Annotated in this window: 24 protein-coding genes; 3 read left to right on the top strand and 21 right to left on the bottom strand. The window is 59.5% G+C overall.

The features are described from left to right. Positions 1-78 precede the first annotated feature (78 nt). Positions 79-1653, top strand: coding sequence for a flagellar hook-length control protein FliK (gene fliK, locus ACA075_RS08180; protein ID WP_497298035.1), 1575 nt, complete (start codon positions 79-81; stop codon positions 1651-1653). Beyond that, positions 1650-1979 carry an EscU/YscU/HrcU family type III secretion system export apparatus switch protein gene (locus ACA075_RS08175; RefSeq protein ID WP_497298034.1) on the top strand — a complete coding sequence of 110 codons (330 nt, stop codon included), beginning with the start codon at positions 1650-1652 and terminating at the stop codon, positions 1977-1979. The genes fliK and ACA075_RS08175 overlap by 4 nt, the downstream gene beginning before the upstream one ends. Positions 1980-2093: 114 nt before the next feature. On the opposite strand, the gene ACA075_RS08170 is transcribed toward ACA075_RS08175, so the two are convergent. From ACA075_RS08170 to ACA075_RS08100, 15 genes are all read right to left on the bottom strand, one after another. Then, on the bottom strand, positions 2094-2486 hold the full coding sequence (locus ACA075_RS08170; protein WP_219095664.1) for a DUF2802 domain-containing protein: 393 nt from the start codon (positions 2484-2486) through the stop codon (positions 2094-2096). After that, entirely contained in the window at positions 2487-2972 is a 486-nt protein-coding gene (locus tag ACA075_RS08165) for a chemotaxis protein CheW (RefSeq protein ID WP_010456928.1), read from the bottom strand. Between the two features lie 89 nt (positions 2973-3061). Beyond that, on the bottom strand, positions 3062-3967 hold the full coding sequence (locus ACA075_RS08160) for a CheW domain-containing protein (RefSeq protein ID WP_497298033.1): 906 nt from the start codon (positions 3965-3967) through the stop codon (positions 3062-3064). Between the two features lies 1 nt (position 3968). Then, positions 3969-4757, bottom strand: coding sequence for a ParA family protein (locus ACA075_RS08155; protein WP_109628602.1), 789 nt, complete (start codon positions 4755-4757; stop codon positions 3969-3971). A gap of 43 nt (positions 4758-4800) precedes the next feature. Further along, on the bottom strand, positions 4801-5691 hold the full coding sequence (gene motD / locus ACA075_RS08150) for a flagellar motor protein MotD (RefSeq protein WP_497298032.1): 891 nt from the start codon (positions 5689-5691) through the stop codon (positions 4801-4803). Positions 5692-5706: 15 nt separating this feature from the next. Further along, positions 5707-6447, bottom strand: coding sequence for a flagellar motor protein (locus ACA075_RS08145; protein WP_007946769.1), 741 nt, complete (start codon positions 6445-6447; stop codon positions 5707-5709). Continuing rightward, a complete protein-coding gene (locus ACA075_RS08140) occupies positions 6447-7592 on the bottom strand; it encodes a protein-glutamate methylesterase/protein-glutamine glutaminase (protein WP_497298031.1) in 1146 nt (381 codons plus the stop codon). The genes ACA075_RS08145 and ACA075_RS08140 overlap by 1 nt, the downstream gene beginning before the upstream one ends. 50 nt (positions 7593-7642) lie before the next feature. Then, positions 7643-9874 (bottom strand): chemotaxis protein CheA, encoded by a 2232-nt coding sequence (locus ACA075_RS08135; protein ID WP_497298030.1) that lies wholly within the window; start codon positions 9872-9874, stop codon positions 7643-7645. A gap of 55 nt (positions 9875-9929) precedes the next feature. Continuing rightward, positions 9930-10718 (bottom strand): protein phosphatase CheZ, encoded by a 789-nt coding sequence (locus tag ACA075_RS08130; RefSeq protein WP_497298029.1) that lies wholly within the window; start codon positions 10716-10718, stop codon positions 9930-9932. A 22-nt stretch (positions 10719-10740) separates the two neighbouring features. Beyond that, positions 10741-11112 (bottom strand): chemotaxis response regulator CheY, encoded by a 372-nt coding sequence (locus tag ACA075_RS08125; RefSeq protein ID WP_003183998.1) that lies wholly within the window; start codon positions 11110-11112, stop codon positions 10741-10743. A 167-nt stretch (positions 11113-11279) separates the two neighbouring features. After that, positions 11280-12020 (bottom strand): RNA polymerase sigma factor FliA, encoded by a 741-nt coding sequence (gene fliA, locus ACA075_RS08120; protein WP_007894214.1) that lies wholly within the window; start codon positions 12018-12020, stop codon positions 11280-11282. Continuing rightward, positions 12017-12847, bottom strand: a complete 831-nt coding sequence (gene fleN / locus ACA075_RS08115; RefSeq protein ID WP_003222917.1) for a flagellar synthesis regulator FleN — start codon at positions 12845-12847, stop codon at positions 12017-12019. The genes fliA and fleN overlap by 4 nt, the downstream gene beginning before the upstream one ends. Positions 12848-12963: 116 nt before the next feature. After that, entirely contained in the window at positions 12964-14298 is a 1335-nt protein-coding gene (gene flhF / locus ACA075_RS08110; protein ID WP_497298028.1) for a flagellar biosynthesis GTPase FlhF, read from the bottom strand. A gap of 11 nt (positions 14299-14309) precedes the next feature. Beyond that, positions 14310-16439, bottom strand: a complete 2130-nt coding sequence (gene flhA / locus ACA075_RS08105) for a flagellar biosynthesis protein FlhA (protein ID WP_438662298.1) — start codon at positions 16437-16439, stop codon at positions 14310-14312. A gap of 774 nt (positions 16440-17213) precedes the next feature. Further along, a complete protein-coding gene (locus ACA075_RS08100; RefSeq protein WP_497298027.1) occupies positions 17214-17705 on the bottom strand; it encodes a hypothetical protein in 492 nt (163 codons plus the stop codon). Between the two features lie 310 nt (positions 17706-18015). Between ACA075_RS08100 and ACA075_RS08095 the strand changes: the two genes are divergently transcribed. Then, complete coding sequence (locus ACA075_RS08095) at positions 18016-19296, top strand: Ig-like domain-containing protein (RefSeq protein ID WP_497298026.1); 1281 nt, start codon at positions 18016-18018, stop codon at positions 19294-19296. A 95-nt stretch (positions 19297-19391) separates the two neighbouring features. Here ACA075_RS08095 and flhB read toward each other — a convergent pair whose 3' ends face one another. From flhB to fliN, 6 genes are read right to left on the bottom strand one after another with little or no spacing between them, the layout of a single operon-like run. Next, positions 19392-20531: a flagellar biosynthesis protein FlhB gene (gene flhB / locus ACA075_RS08090; protein ID WP_219095674.1), complete on the bottom strand. Its 1140-nt coding sequence runs from the start codon at positions 20529-20531 to the stop codon at positions 19392-19394. Positions 20532-20534: 3 nt separating this feature from the next. After that, on the bottom strand, positions 20535-21320 hold the full coding sequence (fliR, locus tag ACA075_RS08085) for a flagellar biosynthetic protein FliR (RefSeq protein ID WP_219095675.1): 786 nt from the start codon (positions 21318-21320) through the stop codon (positions 20535-20537). A 3-nt stretch (positions 21321-21323) separates the two neighbouring features. Continuing rightward, positions 21324-21593 carry a flagellar biosynthesis protein FliQ gene (fliQ, locus tag ACA075_RS08080; protein WP_219095676.1) on the bottom strand — a complete coding sequence of 90 codons (270 nt, stop codon included), beginning with the start codon at positions 21591-21593 and terminating at the stop codon, positions 21324-21326. After that, a complete protein-coding gene (gene fliP, locus ACA075_RS08075; RefSeq protein ID WP_010456947.1) occupies positions 21590-22348 on the bottom strand; it encodes a flagellar type III secretion system pore protein FliP in 759 nt (252 codons plus the stop codon). The genes fliQ and fliP overlap by 4 nt, the downstream gene beginning before the upstream one ends. After that, entirely contained in the window at positions 22348-22794 is a 447-nt protein-coding gene (fliO, locus tag ACA075_RS08070) for a flagellar biosynthetic protein FliO (RefSeq protein WP_497298025.1), read from the bottom strand. The genes fliP and fliO overlap by 1 nt, the downstream gene beginning before the upstream one ends. Then, positions 22795-23253 carry a flagellar motor switch protein FliN gene (fliN, locus tag ACA075_RS08065; RefSeq protein ID WP_497299213.1) on the bottom strand — a complete coding sequence of 153 codons (459 nt, stop codon included), beginning with the start codon at positions 23251-23253 and terminating at the stop codon, positions 22795-22797. Positions 23254-23299 lie beyond the last annotated feature (46 nt).

Below are 23299 nucleotides of genomic sequence, written 5' to 3'. Positions count from 1 at the left end.
ACTCCCCGAAAGACGGGCGGCATTATACATGCCATGCCCTACTCTAAAGAGTGCATTTTCCTCAGGTTGTGACCGCGTATGACAGGCGAAATGAACATCCTCCCGCTACCACCGACCACGCCCGCGACTTCGCGGCCGCTGGTGGTGAGTGGCGACCTGCTCAAGCTGCTGACGCCGATGGAGGGCCTGATCACACCCGGCCAGACCGCCAAGGCCGAAGTGCTGTCGCTCAAGCAGGCGGATCAGAGCTTTGAACTGTTGCTCAAAGTCACTCTCGACAGCGGCCGCCAGACCACGGTCCAGGCCACCAGCACCCAGCCGCTGCCTCAAGGCACCAGCCTGGCGATCACTCAACCGTCAGCGAGCAACCTGGCGATCACGGTGCAACAGGCCATTGCTTCCAGCGTCGCCACCCTCACCCGCATCGACACGGCGCAATTGCCGGTCGGGACGTTGTTGCAGGGCAAAGTGCTGACCTCGCAAGTGCTGCCTCAGGTGCCGGGCCAGCCGACGGTGTTTCGTTCGATGGTGAGCCTGCTCAACACCGCCTTGAGCGGCAGCACGCTGAGCATCGAGAGCCCGACGCCGCTGCGCATCGGTACGTTGTTGAGCGCCCTGGTGCAGGACACGCAAACCTTGAAATTCGTGCCGCTGAGCAATCGTCAGGAGCAGCTGGCGGTTACCCAGCAATTGGTCAGTCAGCAGAGCCGCCAAGGCTCGCTGGATGGTTTGATCAAAGTCCTGCAAAACCTGCCACCGTCGGACCAGACCTCCAGCGACCTGCGGGTTGCCGTGGAAAAACTGCTGGCCGGTTTGCCGGACGTTCAGCAACTGAGTTCGCCAAAAGGCCTCGCCCAGGCGCTGGCCAATAGCGGTGTGTTCCTCGAAGCGAAGCTGCTCATCGGGCAGAACCCGACACTGGCGCCGGACATGAAAGGCGATCTGCTCAAACTGATCGCGCAACTGACGCCAGGGCTGCCGGCCAACACCAATCTCAATGCGATCATTGCCGCCAACACGCTGGTCCAGTCCATGCCGAGTTTCGTGCGCAGTGCCCTCGGCATGCTCGGTCAGGTCAGCGCCAAGCCGTTGCCGACCAGTTTCCCGTTGCCCGAACGGCTGCTGCAAAGCCACGACGGCGAAGACGATCTGGAGCATTTGCTGCGACTGGCCGCAGCGGCCGTTTCGCGCCTGCAAAGCCATCAATTGTCGAGTCTCGAGCAAACAGGTGTCACTGACGACGGTCGACTGCTCAGCACCTGGCAGCTGGAAATCCCGATGCGCAACTTGCAGGACATCGTGCCGTTGCAGGTCAAGTTCCAGCGCGAAGAAGCGCCCGAGAAAGACCAGCCCCACGAACGGCGAGACGAACGCGAGCCGAAACAGCAACTGTGGCGCGTGGACCTGGCGTTCGACATGGAGCCGCTGGGCCCGTTGCAGATTCAGGCGCAGTTGATCAAAGGCAGCCTGTCCAGCCAGCTCTGGGCCGAACGCCCTTACACCGCCAGCCTTATCGAAAGCAATTTGGCCGGGCTGCGCCAGCGTCTGCTGGACTCCGGGCTGAACGTCGGGGATCTCGACTGCCACCTCGGCACGCCACCGCAAGGCCCACAAACCCGCCTCGAACAACGCTGGGTCGACGAAACCGCATGAGAAACCCCAACACCCCACGCCAGGCCATCGCCCTCAAATACGACGGCACCCACGCCCCTACCCTCACGGCCAAGGGTGACGAGGAACTGGCTGAAGCCATTCTGAAGATTGCCCGGGATTATGAAGTGCCCATCTATGAAAACGCCGAGCTGGTGAAGCTGCTGGCGCGGATGGAGTTGGGCGAGAGTATTCCGGAGGAGTTGTACCGCACGATTGCCGAGATTATTGCGTTTGCGTGGAATTTGAAGGGCAAGTTCCCGGCGGGGCATGATCCGGATGTGGGGATGGTGGAGAAGGATGTGACTGAGCGCGGGGATGATTATTGATTTTGGGTTGAATGCAAAAGATCGCAGCCTCGTTTCACTCGACAGCGCCTACATTGGGATCGCGTATCCCTGTAGGCGCTGTCGAGTGAAACGGGGCTGCGATCTTTTGATCTTCTAGTTCTTGTGAAGCTTGCGCATCAACTCCGCTTCAGCCTGGGTCAACCCGCAAGACTGGGTCAGTTCGTCAACGGTAGCCCCCATGCCGACCAATCGTGCCGCCTGGGCAAACGACAGGCTCGACGGATCGCGCTGTTCCAGCTGGGCCAGTTTGTCCGGCAAGGGGCCGACGACGGCGCGCAGTTCGTGCAGGTCTTCACCCATGCGCACGTTGCCGCTCTGATAGTCGTCGACTCGCTTGGCCAGGTCCTTGATGCGCTGATCGCGCAGCGCATCACCCTGGGCCTGTTGCGCGGCAATTTGCCGTTGAGCGCGAATGTACGCCAGGAACATTGCCAGCGTGCCTGCCCAGAAAAGGAACAGGACAATGACCGCTACCTCAAGAATCAATCAGATGTTCTCCAGGTCCGACCATTCTTCTTCGCTCATCATCTTGTCCAGTTCGACCAGGATCAGCAGTTCGTTGTTCTTGTTGCACACGCCTTGAATGAACTTGGCGGACTCTTCGTTACCGACGTTTGGTGCGGTTTCGATTTCCGACTGACGCAGGTAAACCACTTCGGCCACGCTGTCGACCATGATCCCGACCACTTGCTTGTCGGCTTCGATGATGACGATACGGGTGTTGTCGCTGATCTCGGCATTCATCAGGCCGAAGCGCTGACGGGTGTCGATCACGGTAACCACGTTACCGCGCAGGTTGATGATGCCCAGCACGTAGCTCGGGGCACCCGGGACCGGGGCGATCTCGGTGTAACGCAGGACTTCCTGAACGCGCATCACGTTGATGCCGTAGGTTTCATTGTCCAGTTTGAAGGTTACCCATTGCAGGATCGGATCTTCGGAACCTTTTGCATTCGTCGCTTGACTACTCATACCCTGACCCCTCGAAAAACCGCTTCTGGCGGTGTGTGTTCTGTGTGGCGGCATTCAACAATGCCGTCGCATACTTGTTATGTCGGCAGCTATGTCGGTTTGTGTAGCGGCTTGCTGCCGCCCATGTGCTTTGCCCCACCGCTGGCGATCAACTCGGCCAGGGCGGAAACGTCCAGCAGCGCACACATGTGCTCAATCACCGTGCCGGCGAGCCATGGCCGCTGACCTCGATGACTTCTCCATTTGATTTCGTTCGGGTCCAGGCGCAACGAGCGGCTGACCTGATGCACCGCCAGCCCCCACTCGTAGCCCTGCACCGAAATAACGTATTGCAGGCCCTGGCGGAAGTCGTCGCGGTAGCGGTCGGGCATGACCCAGCGCGCGGTGTCCAGGACTTTCAGGTTGCCGGCCTGGCTCGGCAGGATCCCGAGGAACCACTCTGGCTGACCGAACAGCGGCGTCAGCTCGTGACCGGCCAGCGAATAAATCGAGCCCAGGCACACCAGCGGCACCGCCAGGGTCAACCCGGCGACATCGAACAGCAGGCATTCGAACGGCTCGGCGGCCCACGCTGGGCGACCGTCAGTTTCTACCGGTGGCGGCGTGTTGCTCGGCGGCAGATGGACTTCGACCAGCGGCGGCACCAGGGTTTGCAGCAACGGTGCGAGGGTCGAGACCGACGCCAGAATCGGTGCCGGCGCGTCCTCGATCACCACAGGCGCTTTTGCAACCGGAGCAATCGGAGCAACCACTGGCGCCACGACAGGCGCGGCAGCGACAACGGACTTCTGCGCATCACGCGCTTGCTCCTCAAGCACCGCTGCCTGGAACTCGTCCAGCGCAGCCTCGACCTCGACCGTTTCAACAACCTCAATGACTTCAGTCACCGCGTCGACTTCCAGCGGCAACTCTTCAGTCGCCTCCATCAGCAGGCTGTCCAGATACGACTGGAGCGCCAGTTGCGGACGCGAGGTGATTTTCACCGGCCGATTCATCTCAGGCCACCTGCGGGACAAGTTGTGCTGCCAGCAAATGCTTGAGCAAGGCGCGATAAGCGAGAACCCCACGGCTCTTGCCGTCGAATTGCGAAGGCGTCAGCCCGGCCCGGCTCGCGTCCCGCAGGCGCGTGTCGATCGGGATGTAGCCTTGCCAGATTTCTTCCGGGTATTTGTCGCGCAGCACGCGAAGGGTCCCGAGGGACGCCTGGGTGCGGCGGTCGAACAGGGTCGGAATGATGGTGAACGGCAACGCCACTTTGCGTGATCGGTTGATCATCGCCAGCGTATTGACCATGCGTTCCAGGCCTTTGACGGCCAAGTGCTCAGTCTGCACCGGAATCACCAACTGCTGGCTCGCCGCCAAGGCATTGACCATCAACACGCCGAGCAACGGCGGACTGTCGATCACGGCGTAATCGAAGTCCTGCCACAGTTGCGCCAGGCTCTTGGCAATCACCAGGCCCAAACCACTCTGGCCCGGCGATTGACGCTCGAGCGTGGCCAATGCGGTGCTCGACGGCAACAGCGAAATGCGTTCGTCGCTGGTCGGCAACAGCAACTGACCGGGAAGGCCTTGCGGCACGCTGCCCTTGTGCAGGAACAGGTCGTAGCTGCTGTGTTCCAGGCTGTCGGGGTCATAGCCGAAGTAGCTGGTCATGGAGCCGTGCGGATCGAGATCGACCACAACCACGCGCTTGCCCGCCTCGGCCAGTAAACCGGCTAAAGCGATAGAGGAAGTGGTTTTACCAACACCACCCTTTTGATTGGCAACGGCCCAGACTCTCATTCGAAATGTTCCTCCCGGTCGATACGCTCGACCGAGAAATAGCTCAACGTGTTAATGCAGGCGACGGAGAATTGACGGCGCTCTCTCGTACCGGCGACTTGCCCGGGGTCGGTGCAGTTTGTGTGCCAGCACGCTTCAACGCCGCGTCCGGTTGCGCATGGGCGGTCCCGGTACCGGTGAGGCTGCGGCGTACATCGAGATTTCGAGACACGACCAGCACCACGCGACGGTTGCGCGCCCGGCCCTCGGCGGTGGCGTTATTGGCCACCGGCTGGAATTCGCCGTAACCCACTGAGGCCAGGCGGCCAGGGTTCACGCCCTGCATCGCCAGCATGCGCACGATGCTCGCCGACCGGGCCGAGGACAGCTCCCAGTTGGTCGGGTACTGCGCGGTACGGATCGGTTGATCATCGGTGAAGCCTTCGACGTGGATCGGGTTGTCGAACGGTTTCAGAATGCCGGCGACCTTGTCGATGATGTTGAACGCCATGTCGCTGGGCATGGCGTCGCCGCTGCCGAACAACAGGCTGGAATTGAGCTCGATCTCGACCCACAACTCGTTGCCGCGCACGGTCATCTGATTGGAGCTGATCAAGTCGCCGAACGCCGCGCTGATGTCATCGGCGATGCTTTTCAGCGGATCGCTGGCACCAGCGACACCGGCATCGACCTGCTCGCTGTCCTTGACCAAGGGCTTGGCCGGGGTCACGGTCATCGGCCGCTCTTCCCCAACCGGGATCGGCTTGAGGGAGCGATCGGCGTCGGCGAAGACCCCGATCAGCGCTTGCGAAATGATTTTGTACTTGCCTTCGTTGATCGAAGAGATCGAATACATGACCACGAAGAATGCGAACAGCAACGTGATGAAGTCGGCGTAGGAAACGAGCCAGCGTTCGTGATTGACGTGTTCTTCAGGTTGCCGACGACGAGCCATAGTCCGTTACTCCCATCAATCCATGAAGCCCTGAAGCTTCAACTCAATAGAGCGAGGGTTTTCACCTTCGGCGATCGACAGGATCCCTTCCAGCAACATTTCGCGATAACGCGACTGACGCAAGGCAACCGACTTGAGCTTGGCGGCAATCGGCAGCAACACCAGGTTGGCACTGGCCACGCCGTAGATGGTCGCGACGAAGGCGACGGCGATGCCGCTGCCCAGTTGCGTCGGATCGGCCAGGTTGCCCATGACATGGATCAGGCCCATTACCGCGCCGATGATGCCGATGGTCGGCGCATAACCGCCCATGCTTTCGAAGACTTTTGCGGCTTCGATGTCGCGGCTTTCCTGGGTGTAGAAATCCACTTCCAGAATGCTGCGAATCGCTTCCGGCTCGGCGCCGTCGACCAGCAGTTGCAGGCCTTTGCGCGAGTAGCTGTCAGGTTCGGCATCGGCCACCCCTTCCAGACCGAGCAGACCTTCCTTGCGCGCGGTCAGGCTCCAGTTGACGACGCGGTCGATGCCGCCGGCCAGGTCAACGCGAGGCGGAAACAGAATCCAGCCAAGGATTTGCATGGCACGTTTGAAGGCGCTCATCGGCGATTGCAGCAATGCCGCGCCGATGGTCCCACCGAGTACGATCAGCGCCGCCGGGCCGTTGGCCAATGCGCCGAGGTGACCGCCTTCAAGGTAGTTGCCGCCAATGATGGCGACAAACGCCATGATGATCCCGATTAGGCTTAAAACATCCATCAGATACACGCCTCGACCAAGTGCCTGCCAATATCGTCCAGACCGTAGATTGCGTCGGCGAGGTCGGCTTTGACGATGGCCATCGGCATGCCGTAGATCACGCAGCTGGCTTCATCCTGAGCCCAGATCGCACTGCCGCCCTGCTTGAGCAGACGCGCGCCTTCACGACCGTCGGCGCCCATGCCGGTCAGTACGACCGCCAGAACTTTGTCGCCGTAGGACTTGGCTGCCGAACCGAAGGTGATGTCCACGCACGGTTTGTAGTTCAGACGCTCGTCGCCCGGCAGGATTTTCACCGCGCCACGGCCGTCGATCATCATTTGTTTGCCACCCGGCGCCAGCAGCGCCAGGCCCGGACGCAGGATGTCGCCATCCTCGGCTTCCTTGACGCTGATGCGGCAGAGCTTGTCCAGTCGTTCGGCGAAGGCCTTGGTGAACGCGGCCGGCATGTGCTGGATCAGCACGATCGGGGCCGGGAAGTTGGCCGGCAACTGGGTCAACACCCGCTGCAGGGCAACCGGACCGCCCGTGGACGTACCGATAGCCACCAGTTTGTACGCTTTGCGTTTTGGCGCTGGCGACGACGGGCCGGAAGATGCCGGGGCCGGGGCGTAGCTACGCGCCGGAATCGGTGCCGCTGCCGGACGCGAAGGCGTGCTGCTGCCGTAACTGCTGACGCTCGAAGGCGCAGGCGTCGGGGCAGGTGCGGCGACCGGGGCCGGTGCGCTGTAGGTGCTGGCACGACGGTTACTGCGCGAGATGCTGAGAATTTTCTCGCACAGCAGTTGCTTGACCTTCTCCGGGTTACGGGAGATGTCTTCGAAATTCTTCGGCAGGAAATCCACCGCGCCGGCGTCCAGCGCATCGAGGGTTACCCGGGCGCCTTCATGGGTCAGCGAGGAGAACATCAATACCGGGGTCGGGCAGCGCTGCATGATGTGCCGCACCGCCGTGATGCCATCCATCATCGGCATCTCGTAGTCCATGGTGATCACGTCTGGCTTGAGGGCCAGCGCCTGATCGATCGCCTCTTTTCCGTTGGTCGCCGTACCGACGACCTGGATATTCGGATCCGCTGAAAGAATTTCCGAGACGCGGCGGCGGAAAAACCCCGAATCGTCCACCACCAGGACTTTGACTGCCATAAACACTCCGTTAGGACGGAGCGAGGCTTAGTCGCCCCGCTCCACCAGAATCAAATACGCCGTGCGGCGTAACGCTTGAGCATGCTCGGAACATCGAGAATCAGCGCGATGCGACCGTCACCGGTAATGGTGGCGCCCGACATGCCCGGGGTTCCCTGGAGCATTTTGCCCAATGGCTTGATGACCACTTCTTCCTGGCCCACCAGCTGGTCGACGACGAAGCCGATCCGCTGAGTACCCACCGAAAGGATCACCACATGGCCTTCGCGCTGCTCTTCGTGAGCAGCGGAGCTGACCAGCCAGCGCTTGAGGTAGAACAATGGCAGTGCCTTGTCCCGCACGATCACCACTTCCTGACCGTCCACCACGTTGGTGCGCGACAGGTCGAGGTGGAAGATCTCGTTGACGTTCACCAGCGGGAACGCGAACGCCTGGTTGCCGAGCATGACCATCAGCGTCGGCATGATCGCCAGGGTCAACGGGACCTTGATGACGATCTTCGAGCCTTTGCCCTTGGTCGAATAAATATTGATGGTGCCGTTGAGCTGGGCGATTTTGGTTTTCACCACGTCCATGCCCACGCCGCGTCCGGAGACATCGGAAATTTCGGTCTTGGTCGAGAAACCCGGCGCGAAGATCAGGTTGAAGCAGTCGGACTCGCTGAGGCGATCCGCGGCATCCTTGTCCATCAAGCCTTTCTTCACGGCAATGCCGCGCAGGACATCAGCGTCCATGCCCTTGCCGTCATCGGAGATGGACAGCAGGATGTGGTCGCCTTCCTGTTCAGCGGAAAGGATCACCTTGCCGCTGCGAGGCTTGCCCATCGCTTCGCGCTCGGCCGGCTCTTCAATACCGTGGTCGACCGAGTTGCGCACCAAGTGGACCAGCGGGTCGGCCAGTGCCTCGACGAGGTTCTTGTCGAGGTCGGTTTCTTCGCCGACCAGTTCCAGGTTGATCTCTTTCTTGAGCTGGCGAGCCAGGTCGCGAACCAGACGCGGGAAGCGCCCGAAGACCTTCTTGATCGGTTGCATCCGGGTCTTCATGACCGCGGTTTGCAGGTCGGCCGTGACCACGTCGAGGTTCGACACGGCCTTGGACATGGCTTCGTCGCCGCTGTTGAGGCCCAGACGGACCAAGCGGTTACGCACCAATACCAGTTCGCCGACCATGTTCATGATTTCGTCGAGACGCGCGGTATCAACCCGCACGGTGGTCTCGGCTTCGCTGGCCGGTTTTTCCGGTGGCGGCGCGGACGGTGCGCGGGCTGGAGCCGGTGCAGCGGCAGCCGCCGGTTTCGGCGCTTCGGCTTTTGGCTCGGGCGCTTTGGCAACCGGTTTCGGCGCAGCAGCCTTGGCGGCTGGAGCAGCCACCGCAGCACCTGTGCCGACTTCAGTGAATTTGCCTTTGCCATGCAATTCGTCGAGCAGCGATTCGAACTCGTGATCGGAGATCAGATCACCGCCGGCCGCTTTCGCGGTTGGCGCAGCCGCTGCGGGTACGGCGGCAATGGCCGATTCCAGCGCGTCCACCGCAAAGTTGCCCTTGCCGTGCAGCTGGTCGAGCAGTGCTTCGAATTCGTCGTCGGTAATATCGGAGCTGTCGCCGGCCGCTTTCGGAGCAGCCGGTGCAGCAGCCGGTGCCACCGCGTCGACGGCGAACTGGCCTTTGCCGTGCAGTTGATCGAGCAACGACTCGAACTCGGCATCGGTAATTTCGTCGCTGGCCGCCGAATCGGCAGCCGCCACTGGAGCAACCGCCGGCGCTTCGGCTTGAGCCTTGACGGCGTTCAGCGAGTCCAGCAATTGTTCGAATTCGTTATCAGTGATGTCGCCCGATTCTTCAGCGGCAGGTGCTTCGACCACTTCAGCAACCGGTGCAGATTCATCAGCCGTTTGCGGCTCGGCCAGACGGGCCAGTGCCGCGAGCAATTCAGGCGTGGCAGCCGTAATCGGGCTGCGTTCGCGAACTTCGGTGAACATGCTGTTCACCGCGTCCAGCGCTTCGAGAACCACGTCCATCAGTTCCGAGTCGACGCGACGCTCACCCTTGCGCAGGATGTCGAACACGTTCTCGGCGATGTGACAGCACTCCACCAGCTCGTTGAGCTGGAGGAAGCCGGCGCCCCCTTTTACAGTGTGAAAACCGCGAAAAATTGCATTGAGCAAGTCCGCATCATCCGGTCGGCTTTCAAGCTCAACCAGCTGTTCGGACAGTTGCTCTAGAATCTCGCCGGCCTCAACCAGGAAATCCTGAAGGATCTCTTCATCGGCGCCGAAGCTCATTAAGGGGGTGCTCCTAACAGGTTTAAAAACCTAAAAAACCTAAAATGCTAAAACTCTAAAATCCTAGGCTGGATAACAAATCGTCCACATCGTCCTGACCGGACACAACGTCTTCTCTTTTATCGGCATGAATCTGCGGACCTTCACCCTGAGAGAGATGTTTTTGCGGATCTTTTTCAGCCAGCATCGCATCACGGTCATGTTCGATACCCGCAAAGCGGTCTACCTGACTGGCCATGAGCACGAGCTTGAGCAGGTTGCTTTCAACTTCGGTGACCAACTGGGTCACGCGCTTGATCACCTGACCGGTTAGGTCCTGGTAATCCTGAGCCAGCAGAATGTCATTGAGGTTGCTGGACACTGTGCGATTGTCTTCGCTGCTGCGTGTCAGGAAACCGTCGACGCGCCGGGCCAGTTCGCGGAACTCTTCAGCCCCGACTTCGCGACGCATGAACCGCCCCCAATCCGTGCTCAACGCCTGGGCTTGTTCACTCAGGCTGTTGACCAGCGGCGTGGCGTTTTCCACCAGGTCCATGGTGCGATTGGCGGCTGCTTCGGTCAGCTTGACCACATACCCCAGACGCTCGGTGGCGTCCGTGATCTGCGACACTTCCTCGGCTTGCGGCATGTTCGGGTCAATCTGGAAATTCACGATCGCGCTATGCAGCTCGCGAGTGAGCTTGCCCACTTCCTGATACAGGCCGCGGTCACGGGTCTGATTGAGCTCATGGATAAGTTGCACAGCGTCGCCGAACTTGCCTTTTTCAAGGCTGTCGACCAGTTCGCGGGCATGTTTTTTCAGGGTCGATTCAAAATCGCCCAGTGAAGATTCTTTATGCTCCATAGCTCCCCCGTGGCGCAGTGGATCAACCGATGCGTTCGAAAATCTTCTCGATTTTTTCTTTCAACGCCTGGGCCGTGAAGGGTTTGACCACATAGCCGTTAACACCGGCCTGGGCCGCTTCGATAATCTGTTCGCGCTTGGCTTCGGCAGTCACCATCAAAACCGGCAGGTGCTTGAGCTTTTCATCGGCGCGCACGTGACGCAGCAGATCGATACCGGTCATGCCAGGCATGTTCCAGTCCGTTACCAGAAAGTCGATGCTCCCGCTGTTGAGAACCGGAATGGCAGTAGTGCCATCGTCGGCCTCGACCGTGTTGGTGAACCCAAGGTCACGCAACAGGTTTTTTATGATCCGCCGCATCGTTGAGAAGTCATCAACGATGAGGATTTTCATGTTCTTGTCCAATTCGACCTCCAAGCAGTCTTAAACGCGCCCAGCACCTGGACGCGCCATTTCAATCAATCCGGCAATGCACTCGATGACTGTCTGGAGCACAACAGATCGCGACCGGTGCAGTTCAACACCCCACCGGCCTCGTTCGCAGTGTCCCCACACTGCCTTCAGCGCGCTCGCCACTCCCCCAAACGCCCCCGCAAACGGGCCGCGCACTGGCTATGTAACTGGCTGACCCGCGATTCGCTGACCCCCAGGACCTCACCGATTTCCTTGAGGTTCAGCTCTTCGTCGTAGTACAGCGCCAACACCAGTCGCTCACGCTCCGGCAAATTGGCAATCGCGTCCGCCAGCGCGGCCTGGAAGCGTTCATCTTCCAGATCGCGTGACGGCTCCAGATGTGCACTCGCGCCATCCTCGTGCAGCCCTTCGTGTTCGCCGTCCTGCAACAGATCGTCGAAACTGAATAACCGGCTGCCCAGGGTGTCGTTCAAAATCCCGTAATAATCGTCGAGACTCAATTGGAGTTCGGCCGCAACCTCATGATCTTTAGCGTCACGACCGGTTTTAGCTTCAATCGAGCGAATTGCGTCGCTGACCATGCGGGTATTGCGGTGAACCGAACGTGGCGCCCAGTCCCCCTTGCGTACTTCATCGAGCATCGCGCCGCGGATTCGAATGCCCGCGTAGGTCTCGAAACTCGCGCCTTTGCTGGCGTCATATTTGGTCGATACTTCAAGCAGGCCGATCATCCCGGCCTGGATCAGGTCTTCAACCTGGACACTGGCCGGCAGACGGGCCAGCAAGTGGTAAGCAATGCGTTTGACCAGTGGCGCGTAACGCTCGATCAGCTCGTACTGCGCGTCACGTGCCGACTTCTTGTAGAGGTTGTAGCCACTGGCTGTCATAGGACGGGTCCTGCGGTCTGTTGCACGAGGCGCTCGACGAAAAACTCCAGGTGCCCACGCGGATTGGCAGGCAGCGGCCAGGTGTCGACCTTCTGCGCGATCGCCTTGAACGCCAGGGCGCACTTGGACCGCGGGAAAGCTTCGTAGACGGCGCGCTGTTTCTGCACGGCCTTGCGCACGCTTTCGTCGTATGGCACCGCGCCTACGTATTGTAGGGCGACGTCGAGGAAGCGGTCCGTGACCTTGGTCAACTTGGCGAACAGGTTGCGGCCTTCCTGCGGGCTCTGGGCCATGTTGGCCAGGACGCGGAAGCGGTTCATGCCGTAATCGCGGTTCAGCAGTTTGATCAGCGCATAGGCATCGGTGATCGAGGTCGGCTCGTCGCACACCACCAGCAAGACTTCTTGCGCTGCGCGAACGAAACTGACTACTGAGTCACCAATACCCGCAGCGGTGTCGATCACCAATACGTCGAGGTTGTCGCCGATATCACTGAAGGCCTGAATCAGACCGGCGTGCTGGGCCGGGCTCAGATGAACCATGCTCTGAGTGCCGGACGCGGCCGGAACGATGCGAATACCGCCAGGGCCCTGCAACAGAACGTCGCGCAGCTCACAGCGGCCTTCGATCACGTCGGCCAGGGTACGTTTGGGTGTCAGCCCCAACAGGACGTCGACGTTCGCCAGCCCCAGATCGGCGTCCAGCAGCATGACGCGCCGGCCGAGCTCAGCTAGAGCCAGGGACAAGTTCACTGACACGTTAGTCTTCCCGACGCCACCTTTGCCGCCGGTCACCGCGATCACCTGTACGGGATGCATGCTGCCCATGTTATTTCTTTACCTTGTCTTGCATAGACGGAGGCCACATTACTGGCTGCGCGCTCAATAACTGAACAATGCATGGCAGACCATCGATGTAGGTACAAAAACTGTTCATTAGTACCTCAGCCAACCTGCTTGGTCGGGCTGTGGTAGATATCAGCGAACATGTCAGCCATGGCTTCTTCGCTGGGTTCTTCTTGCATTTGAACGCTTACGGCGCGACTGACCAACTGATGACGACGCGGCAGATGTAAATCATCCGGAATACGCGGGCCATCGGTCAGGTAGGCCACCGGCAATTCATGACTGATCGCCAGGCTCAACACCTCGCCCAGACTTGCCGTTTCATCCAGTTTAGTCAGGATGCAGCCAGCGAGCCCGCAGCGCTTGTAACTGTGATAAGCGGCAGTTAGAACCTGTTTCTGGCTGGTGGTTGCCAAAACCAGATAATTTTTTGACTTGATGCCACGTCCGGCCAGGCTTTCGAGCTGCATGCGCAGGGCCGGGTCGCTGGCCTGGAGGCCGGCGGTATCGATCAGCACAACGCGTTTGCGCAGCAACGGCTCCAGCGCCTGCACCAGCGATTGGCCCGGATCGACGTGGGTTACCGACACGTTGAGAATCCGGCCCAGGGTCTTCAATTGTTCCTGAGCACCGATACGGTAGCTGTCCATGCTCACCAGCGCGATGTTTTGCGCGCCGTATTTAAGCACGTAGCGGGCCGCGAGCTTGGCCAGGGTGGTGGTCTTGCCCATGCCGGCAGGGCCGACCATGGCAATCACGCCGCCCTCTTCCAGTGGCTCGACTTCCGGTGTGGCAATCATCCGCGCCAGGTGCGCCAGCAACATGCGCCAGGCCTGACGGGGTTCGTCAATGTCGGCAATCATCGCCAGCAAGTCGCGGGACAACGGACCGGACAGGCCGATGCGTTGCAGGCGACGCCAAAGATTGGCCTGGGCTGGACGGCTGCCTTGCAGCTGATTCCAGGCCAGGGAGCCGAGTTGTACTTCCATCAATTCGCGCAGGCTGTTGAGTTCGAAACGCATCGAATCGAACGCCCGTGGATCGACGCCGCCAGCGGCAGGTGCCGGGGCTGGTGCCGAGCGACGAGGTTCGGCATACGTCGGCTCGATCAGCGGCTCGGCGGCGGTCAACGGCAGGCCGGCGAACAATTGGCGATTGGTGGTCTTGTCGCCTTCGGTTTCGCCGTCGCCACGCAGGCTCAATTCGGCCTGGGCGGTGACGATCCGCGACTGGGTCTTGCGCAGCTCATCCTCGAGTTCCATGTTCGGAACACGGGGGGCCAGCGCCGACAATTTGTAATCCAGGGCAGCCGTCAGCTCGACACCACCGGCGATCCGGCGATTGCCAATAATGGCGGCATCAGCGCCCAGCTCATCACGAACCAGTTTCATGGCCTGACGCATATCGGCGGCGAAAAAACGCTTAACTTGCATAAACCACTACCTCAGCCGTTGGGCCCTACTGTCGCAACGATGGTCACTTGCTTGTTGTCAGGAATTTCCTGGTAAGCCAACACATGCAAACCCGGGACTGCCAGTCGGCCGAATCGCGAAAGCATTGCGCGAACCGGACCGGCTACCAGCAGAATCACCGGTTGACCTTGCATTTCCTGACGCTGCGCCGCATCGATCAACGAGCGTTGCAGTTTCTCAGCCATGCTTGGCTCCAGCAGAACACCCTCTTCCGAGCCTTGTCCTGCCTTCTGAAGACTATTGAGCAATATTTGTTCCAACCTTGGCTCCAGAGTGATAACTGGTAGCTCGGAGTCAGTCCCTACAATGCTTTGGACGATTGCGCGGGATACGCCGACGCGCACCGCGGCCACCAAAGCGGCAGTATCTTGACTCTTGGCAGCATTGTTGGCGATGGCCTCGGCGATGCTGCGAATGTCCCGCACCGGCACCTGTTCGGCCAACAACGCTTGAAGCACCTTGAGCAGCTGCGACAGCGAGACCACACCCGGCACCAGCTCTTCAGCCAGCTTGGGCGAGCTTTTGGCCAGCAATTGCATGAGTTGCTGGACTTCTTCGTGACCGATCAGTTCGCTGGAGTGCTTGTACAGAATCTGGTTCAAGTGCGTTGCCACGACCGTACTGGCGTCGACCACGGTGTAACCCAGCGATTGTGCCTGGGCACGCTGGCTGATTTCGATCCAGACCGCCTCAAGGCCAAAAGCCGGATCTTTGGCGGTTATGCCGTTGAGCGTGCCGTAGACCTGCCCCGGGTTGATCGCCAGTTCGCGATCCGGGTAAATCTCGGCTTCGGCCAGGATCACGCCCATCAGGGTCAGGCGGTAAGCACTCGGCGCCAGGTCGAGGTTGTCACGAATGTGCACAGTCGGCATCAGGAAGCCCAGGTCCTGGGACAGCTTCTTGCGCACGCCCTTGATCCGCGCCAGCAACTGACCACCCTGGTTGCGATCCACCAGCGGAATCAGGCGATAGCCGACTTCCAGCCCGATCATGTCGATCGGCGTCACGTCGTCCCAGCCCAGCTCCTTGGTTTCCATGGCGCGAGCCGGCGATGGCAGCAGCTCCTGTTGACGCTTGACCTCCTGCAGGGCCTGAACCTTGACCACGTTCTGCTTCTTCCAGAACAGGTATGCGCCACCGGCCGCCAGTGCGGCCATGGTCAGAAAGGAGAAGTGCGGCATGCCGGGCACCAGGCCCATCACTGCCATCAAACCCGCCGCCACGGCCAACGCTTTCGGCGAGGCGAACATCTGGCGATTGATCTGCTTGCCCATGTCTTCCGAACCGGAAGCACGGGTCACCATGATTGCCGCCGCTGTCGACAACAGCAGTGATGGCAATTGCGCCACCAAACCGTCACCGATGGTCAGCAAGGCGTACACCCGGCCGGCATCACCAAAGGTCATGCCGTGCTGGAAGATACCGACCGCCATACCGCCGATCAGGTTGATGAACAGAATCAGCAGGCCGGCGATGGCGTCACCGCGCACGAATTTGCTGGCACCGTCCATGGAGCCGTAGAACTCGGCTTCCTGGGCGACTTCCATGCGGCGCAGTTTGGCCTGATTCTGGTCGATCAGGCCGGCGTTCAAGTCGGCGTCGATCGCCATTTGTTTGCCGGGCATCGCATCGAGGGTGAAACGTGCGCTCACCTCGGAAATCCGCCCGGCACCTTTGGTCACCACGACGAAGTTGATGATCATCAAAATCGCGAAGACGACGATACCGACCACGTAGTTACCGCCGATCACCACCTCGCCGAAGGCCTGGATCACCTTACCGGCGGCGGCATGACCGTCCTGACCGTGGAGCATCACCACTCGCGTGGAGGCCACGTTCAGCGCCAGTCGCAACAGCGTCGCCACCAGCAGAATGGTCGGGAACACCGCAAAATCCAGCGGCCGCAACGCGTACACGCACACCAACAGCACGACGATGGACAGCGCAATGTTGAACGTGAAAAACACGTCCAGCAGAAACGGCGGCACCGGCAGCATCATCATGGCCAGCATGACCAGCAGCAACAACGGCACACCCAGGTTGCCCCGACTCAAGTCGGCAACGTTTGTGCGTGCAGTGTTGAATAACTGAGAGCGATCCACGGTTTTCCCCGTTCCTTTAAAGCAAACTTTTGACGCCTGAAAGAGGCGCAGGGCGGCTACTGCAAGAAACCTTCCAACTTTTGCCGGAGCGGGGAATACGCGGTGGATTGCAGGCACAACCTGTGTGACCACTGATCGAAAAAGCGCTCGTACCTGTTAGTTCTGACAGTAGCCGCGTGCCGCGCATTGACCTTCAATGAAAGACCATTCGCAGCGACAGGAATAACCCCATGAACAGCACTCCCGCGCCACTGACTGCAATCGCAGTGAAAGTTGATCACGGCACTCTCGACTGGAAAGACACTGGAATCAGGCTTGCCTCCCTTTAAGGCAAAGGGGGGACAGTCATTAGCCAGTCCAGTCTCAGCCAAGGCTAAAACCTACTCAAACTGCGGTTTAAACTGCAGGTTGGCCTTTCTAACTCAACCCTGAAGCTGTCGAACCCGCCCCACTTCATTGGCGACGATCGAGTAGCGCCTCCCTTTGTTGTCTCCCACCAGCGTTGCCGAGGGCGATCCGCCAGTTTGCCAGATTCTTTAAAGCAAACTTTTGAAGCCTGTGCGGATGCCGGGCGGCTACCGAGGTTCGAAATAGAAGGAGCCAAGTCAGGGGAGCCAGGCACAAAAGAGTCACGCACCCATTACTCCGCCGTCAGAATCTGCTCTTCAAGGATGTCACCAAAATCAAGCGTCCTGCCAACCATGTACCGTGTACCTCGATTCATCAGTGATCCCTCCGCCTCCACCAATTCCTCATGGGCATAGCCAAGCATCACTACTGTCCCCGGCGCGCGGGATTCACCGCCACGTCGCGCAGCATCAGGTCCAACGCCCATTGAAATGTGATGACAGGCAAATCACTCACCAGGAGCTCGCGCTTTTTCGAATGACGAAAATCCTGCGTTGCGACCACTTGAAGTTCCCCATCGACAAATGAGAATTCAGGTTTGTAATAACGTCGCTCCAAGCCTCCGTTTGACCACTGATCGTTGTAATATTTTGGATCATCAAAGATGCGGCACAGCGCCTCTGCGCTATGAATATTTCCGGCCGAGCCTGCGAGATAGTTGAAGCTGTCATGGTTGGCGAACCCGTCCAACACGGGCCTGATGGCATTGTCCTGAAAGTTTAAATATTCAGGTATATAGGCATTGGCCACCTGCACAAAGTGCGTGAAATCCAGCGGCATTCTGAACGTGACCGAATAACCGATAGCGCTTTCTGCCGGTTTATCCTTCAGAACACCCGAAACAAATTTCAGATCCATACCTGCAGTTTCCGATATAGACGTTTTGTCATGATTATTCCCTCTAAAACTGACGCAAACATCAATCCCTGGCGCTCCAGTCGAATGACCGGAACCACCACTGCAAGGACATTGATCGGGAGAAGTCCCACGGGCATGACAGCGCGAGAGGGAACTGACTGTCTACTGTCAGAACTTACAGGCAGCGCGGACGGCTCGAACCCACCGCTCGTCGCCACTGTCAGATCTGACAGTAGCCGGGCATAGCGCTTCAGACGCTAGATAAAGCTGATGACTAACAGAGCAATACGCCCGACCGGAGAGAAACCTCATGAATTCGATCACTTCCGTAATCGATCCTGCACCTCCCAAAGTACTCGAAGCCTATGGCGCCGCAGGCGATCGGCTCGACTTCGACAGCGTTTACCACCGTGATTTCATCACCGCTCAAGTCCCTTATTACACCGGCATGGCTCGGGGCCATACGGTTCGCATGACCTGGGAGAATCCTCGGCATACCTATCATTCAGGGGTGGTGACCGTTGGTACACCGGGGGTGATTAATATCCCGATCCCACGCATTGAAGTAATCGATGCCATCGGCCACACGGTCAAGGTCTACTACACCGTGCGTACCGCACCGGGCACCCCGCTGATTCCTTCCAGAACTCTGCAGCTGTATATCGACCCCTACGAGTTCGATTTACTGGCACCAACCCTGTCGACAGATCAAAAAACCCTCAGCGTCAGATACGTGGGCATGGTGACCGGATACACCGTTCGCATACGCGCTACCGGCAAAACCACATGGGACAGCGACGAGCGGGATGTGCAGACCGGCGTCACTCCGACCTTCACGCTCCCGTCGAACTGGCTCGAAGTAAATCGAGGCATCGACGCCCTGATCAATTACAGCGTTTACAAATCTGGAAGTGGGCAGCGGTTTATGTTTTCGAAGGTGTTAAGAGTGCGCATAGGAGAACAAGTACTGCCGGCACCTCTAATCAATATTTCTTCGGGTGGATTGGCAGGACAGGCTCTGCCGTCTGACTGGCCCCACACTCGCGCGACGAACTCCGCCACGATAACTGGAGAACCCAATAGACAAGTCAACGCCAAGCTCTCGGGTAATGCGCGATTCAACAATGCCTCCAATGAGATTGTCATCAATCTGGACTCGCAAGGACAATCAATACAACCGGTCTCCAACACGACGGCACAGACGGTCAGCTTGACGGCCTCCTATGGCACCGGACCAAGCGCCACGGGCTCAATGATTTTTTCAGCATCCTTTCCAGCAGATGCCTCATCGGGTTCGGCAAGTGTGAGAGCCAACGTATCTTCAGGAGCTACAGCTAACGGCGTATCACCCAACCGAGTCACCTATGACACTTCGGCACTCAATCAACCAATCACCCTCAGAGTCCAAGTATCTGGCAGTGCTCGCCTGCCGGCATACTCAGCTCAGGTAGCGAATATTCCACTCTACCGGCCAAGTTGGGATTGCACTTTTGACGTGGTAAACACGGTCCGGGAAACAGTCATAGTGACGTTTGAGATTCTTGCACTCGGGAGCTGGACTCGATTCAGCAAACAAATGACGTTCGTATAGCCTGGCGTAAAACCGGTGACTTGCAGGCAAGCGCGACCTCCACAAAACCGCGCTTGAACTTGCTCGTGACGAAACCGGACTTTCCAGCAAAAAACTCAAGAATCACGCCGCAAATCCGGCGGGATCGGCAAGTTGTCTTTCAGCGGATCCGGACGCTTGCCCTTGCCCGCGCGGTACTGGCGGATCTGGTAGACGTAGGCCAGTACCTGGGCGACCGCCAGGTACAACCCACCGGGGATTTCCTGCTCCAGCTCGGTGGAGTAGTAGATCGAACGCGCCAAGGCCGGCGATTCGAGCAACAGCACGTTGTTGGCCACGGCGATTTCACGAATCTTCAAGGCGAGGAAGTCGCTGCCCTTGGCCAGCAACACCGGCGCACTGCCCTTGTCGGGGTCGTACTTGAGGGCGACGGCGTAGTGCGTCGGGTTGGTGATGACCACGTCGGCTTCGGGAATGGCCGCCATCATCCGGCGCTGGGACATCTCGCGCTGCAACTGGCGAATGCGCTGCTTGACCTCAGGACGCCCTTCCTGATCCTTGTGTTCGTCGCGCACTTCCTGCTTGGTCATCAGCAGTTTCTTGTGGCTTTCCCACAGCTGCACCGGCACGTCGACGGCGGCGATGATGATCAGCCCGCAGGCCATCCACAACGTGCTCCAGCCGACCACTTGCAGGCTGTGAATGATCGCCATGTCCAAGGGTTCGTGGGCAATGCGCATCAGGTCGTCGATGTCGGAAGACAAGACCGCCAGCGCCACGAACAGCACGATGAAAAACTTTGCCAGAGCCTTGAGCAGTTCGACCAGCGCCTTGGCCGAGAACATTCGCTTGAGCCCCGCACCGGGATTCATGCGACTGAATTTCGGCGCAAGGGAGCCTGCCGCGAACAGCCAGCCACCGAGGGAAATCGGGCCGATCAACGCGGCCAGCAACAAGGTGATCATCACCGGCTGAATCGCCACCAGGGCGATCTGCCCCGAGTGCAGCAGGAAGGTGCCCATGTTGCGCTGATCCAGAATCACTTCCCGCGACAGCGTGAAGTTCATGCGCATCAGTTCCATCAGGTCCTGCGCCAGCGCTCCACCGAAAATCAACAACCCGCCAGCGCCGGCGAGCATGACCGCCAGGGTGTTGAGCTCCTTGGAGCGCGCAATCTCGCCCTTGTCCCGAGAGTCCTTTTTACGTTTCTCCGTGGGGTCTTCTGTTTTGTCCTGACCGCTTTCGCTCTCAGCCATGACTCAGCGCGCCCGTGCCAGTTCGCGTAACAACTGCAAGGCCTCGGTGGCGAGCGGTTGATACTGATTGATGATGTCCGCCAGCCCGACCCAGACGATGAACAGCCCGAGTACCAGGGTCAGCGGGAAACCGATGGAAAAGATGTTCAGTTGCGGCGCGGCCCGAGTCATCACGCCGAACGCAATGTTGACCACCAGCAATGCGGTGACCGCTGGCAGCACCAGCAACAGTGCGGCCCCCAAAACCCAGCCAAGCTTGCCGGCCAGCTCCCAGAAATGGTTAACCATCAAGCCGCTGCCCACCGGCATCGTGGTAAAGCTTTCGGTCAGGACTTCGAAGACCACCAGATGGCCATTCATGGACAGGAACAGCAGCGTCACCAGCATGGTGAAGAACTGCCCGATCACCGCCACCGAGACACCGTTGGTGGGGTCGACCATAGACGCGAAGCCCATGCCCATCTGAATGGAGACGATCTGCCCCGCCACCACGAACGCCTGGAAGAACAGTTGCAAGGAGAAACCCAGCAACGCGCCGATGAGAATCTGCTCGGCGATCAGCAGCAGCGCACTCAGATCCAGCGCATTGATCGGCGGCATCGGCGGCAGGCCCGGCGCAATCACCACCGTGATCGCCAGGGCGAAGTACAGGCGCACGCGCGTGGGCACCAGGGACGTGCCAAACACCGGCATGACCATCAGCAAGGCGCCGATGCGAAACAACGGCAACATGAACGTCGCCACCCAGGTACTGATCTGGGTATCGGTCAGCTGCAGCAGCGACGGCATGGTTTAGCCGATGACCTGAGGAATACTGCCGTACAGCTGCAGGATGTATTCCATGAACGTCTGCACCATCCACGGGCCGGCGACAATCAGCGTCACCAGCATGACCAGCAAGCGCGGCAGGAAGCTCAAGGTCTGTTCGTTGATCTGCGTGGCGGCCTGGAACATCGCCACCAGCAAGCCTACCAGCAGACTCGGAATCACCAGCACAGCCACCATCATCGTGGTCAGCCACAGCGCTTCGCGGAAGATGTCTACCGCCACTTCCGGCGTCATGGCGACACACCGCCGAAGCTGCTCGCCAGGGTACCGATGATCAACGCCCAGCCATCCACCAGCACGAACAGCATGATCTTGAACGGCAGGGAAATGATCAGTGGCGAGAGCATCATCATACCCATGGCCATCAGCACACTGGCCACGACCAGGTCGATGATCAGGAACGGAATGAAGATCATGAAGCCGATCTGGAACGCGGTTTTAAGCTCGGAGGTGACGAAGGCCGGCACCAGAATGGTCAGCGGCGCCTGATCCGGCGAAGCGATGTCCGTGCGCTTGGAGAGGCGCATGAACAACTCGAGATCGCTGCTGCGCGTCTGCGCCAGCATGAAGTCCTTGATCGGCACCTGGGCCTTGGCCACGGCATCCTGAGCGGTGAGTTTTTCCGCCAGATACGGCTGCAAGGCGTCCTGATTCACCCGGTCAAACACCGGCGCCATGATGAACAGGGTCAGGAACAGCGCCATGCCGGTAAGAATCTGGTTCGACGGCGTCTGCTGCAGGCCCAGGGCCTGACGCAGGATCGAGAACACAATGATGATCCGGGTGAAACTGGTCATCAGCATGACAAACGCCGGGATGAAACTCAGCGCGGTCATGATCAGCAGAATTTGCAGGCTGACCGAGTATTCCTGAGCGCCATTGGCGTTGGTGCCCAGGGTGATCGCCGGGATCGACAACGGATCGGCGGCGAACGCCAGCGGCGCGACCAGCATCAGGGCCAGCGTCAAGACGATGCGTAACGCACCCATTACTTCTTATCCTTCTGATCCTTGCCAAGTATCTTCAACAGATGCTGGGCAAACTCCGGGGTCGCTTTCTCGGTGGTGGTCGGCACTTCAATCGGCTCTTTAAGCACATGCAGTGCGGTGATCGTGCCGGGGCTCAGGCCAAGCAGGATCTGCTCGTTGCCGACTTGCACCAGCATCAGACGGTCGCGGGGCCCCAAGGCACGGGAACCGACAATCTCGATCACCTGCCCCTTGCCGGCCGGCCCGGCCTGCTGGACCCGGCGCAGCAGCCAAGCGAGGAAAAAGATCAACCCCAGCACCAGCAGCAAGCCGAATACCAACTGCGTCAATTGCCCGGCCACACCGCTACTGGCCGGTGCAGCAGCGGCCGTTGCAGCCGTGGCCACAGGTTCGGCTGCCAGAACACTGAACGGCAACGCAAGCAGAAGCCCCAGAACCTTTTTCACTTAGCGCAGCTTCTTGATGCGTTCGCTTGGGCTGATCACGTCGGTCAGGCGGATGCCGAACTTCTCGTTGACCACAACCACTTCGCCGTGGGCGATCAGGGTGCCGTTGACCAGCACGTCCAGCGGCTCACCGGCCAGGCGGTCCAGCTCGATCACCGAACCCTGGTTGAGTTGCAGCAGGTTGCGGATGTTGATGTCGGTGCTGCCCACTTCCATGGAAATCGACACCGGAATGTCGAGGATCACGTCGAGGTTCGGACCCTCCAGGGTGACCGGGTCGTGGCTCTTTGGCACGCTGCCGAACTCTTCCATCGGCAGACGGTTGGACGGCGAACTGGCGGCGTCGGCGGCCAGCAAGGCGTCGATGTCGTCCTGGCCGGCATCACCGGTTTCTTCCAGGGCGGCAGCCCATTCGTCAGCCAGTGCCTGGTCGTCCTGGGCGTTCATATCGTCGTTCATCATTTGTCCTCGGCGGGCAACTGCTCAATCAAGAGCAGCCAATTAA

Source organism: Pseudomonas sp. LBUM1663 (genome assembly GCF_059695905.1).
This window is presented reverse-complemented; position numbering and strand designations above follow the sequence as displayed.

Excerpts from the sequence above, each read along its gene's own strand:
- ACA075_RS08165 (WP_010456928.1), bottom strand. The coding sequence starts at position 2,972 with ATGAGTAGTCAAGCGACGAATGCAAAAGGTTCCGAAGATCCGATCCTG.
- flhB (WP_219095674.1), bottom strand. The coding sequence starts at position 20,531 with ATGGCTGAGAGCGAAAGCGGTCAGGACAAAACAGAAGACCCCACGGAG.
- ACA075_RS08145 (WP_007946769.1), bottom strand. The coding sequence starts at position 6,447 with ATGGATGTTTTAAGCCTAATCGGGATCATCATGGCGTTTGTCGCCATC.
- fliA (WP_007894214.1), bottom strand. The coding sequence starts at position 12,020 with ATGACAGCCAGTGGCTACAACCTCTACAAGAAGTCGGCACGTGACGCG.
- fliK (WP_497298035.1), top strand. The coding sequence starts at position 79 with ATGACAGGCGAAATGAACATCCTCCCGCTACCACCGACCACGCCCGCG.
- ACA075_RS08095 (WP_497298026.1), top strand. The coding sequence starts at position 18,016 with ATGAATTCGATCACTTCCGTAATCGATCCTGCACCTCCCAAAGTACTC.
- ACA075_RS08160 (WP_497298033.1), bottom strand. The coding sequence starts at position 3,967 with ATGAATCGGCCGGTGAAAATCACCTCGCGTCCGCAACTGGCGCTCCAG.
- fliP (WP_010456947.1), bottom strand. The coding sequence starts at position 22,348 with ATGGGTGCGTTACGCATCGTCTTGACGCTGGCCCTGATGCTGGTCGCG.
- ACA075_RS08140 (WP_497298031.1), bottom strand. The coding sequence starts at position 7,592 with ATGGCAGTCAAAGTCCTGGTGGTGGACGATTCGGGGTTTTTCCGCCGC.
- fliQ (WP_219095676.1), bottom strand. The coding sequence starts at position 21,593 with ATGACGCCGGAAGTGGCGGTAGACATCTTCCGCGAAGCGCTGTGGCTG.
- ACA075_RS08175 (WP_497298034.1), top strand. The coding sequence starts at position 1,650 with ATGAGAAACCCCAACACCCCACGCCAGGCCATCGCCCTCAAATACGAC.
- fliR (WP_219095675.1), bottom strand. The coding sequence starts at position 21,320 with ATGCCGTCGCTGCTGCAGCTGACCGATACCCAGATCAGTACCTGGGTG.
- ACA075_RS08155 (WP_109628602.1), bottom strand. The coding sequence starts at position 4,757 with ATGAGAGTCTGGGCCGTTGCCAATCAAAAGGGTGGTGTTGGTAAAACC.
- ACA075_RS08135 (WP_497298030.1), bottom strand. The coding sequence starts at position 9,874 with ATGAGCTTCGGCGCCGATGAAGAGATCCTTCAGGATTTCCTGGTTGAG.
- fleN (WP_003222917.1), bottom strand. The coding sequence starts at position 12,847 with ATGGGCAGCATGCATCCCGTACAGGTGATCGCGGTGACCGGCGGCAAA.
- motD (WP_497298032.1), bottom strand. The coding sequence starts at position 5,691 with ATGGCTCGTCGTCGGCAACCTGAAGAACACGTCAATCACGAACGCTGG.
- ACA075_RS08125 (WP_003183998.1), bottom strand. The coding sequence starts at position 11,112 with ATGAAAATCCTCATCGTTGATGACTTCTCAACGATGCGGCGGATCATA.
- ACA075_RS08100 (WP_497298027.1), bottom strand. The coding sequence starts at position 17,705 with ATGGATCTGAAATTTGTTTCGGGTGTTCTGAAGGATAAACCGGCAGAA.
- ACA075_RS08130 (WP_497298029.1), bottom strand. The coding sequence starts at position 10,718 with ATGGAGCATAAAGAATCTTCACTGGGCGATTTTGAATCGACCCTGAAA.
- fliN (WP_497299213.1), bottom strand. The coding sequence starts at position 23,253 with ATGAACGACGATATGAACGCCCAGGACGACCAGGCACTGGCTGACGAA.
- flhF (WP_497298028.1), bottom strand. The coding sequence starts at position 14,298 with ATGCAAGTTAAGCGTTTTTTCGCCGCCGATATGCGTCAGGCCATGAAA.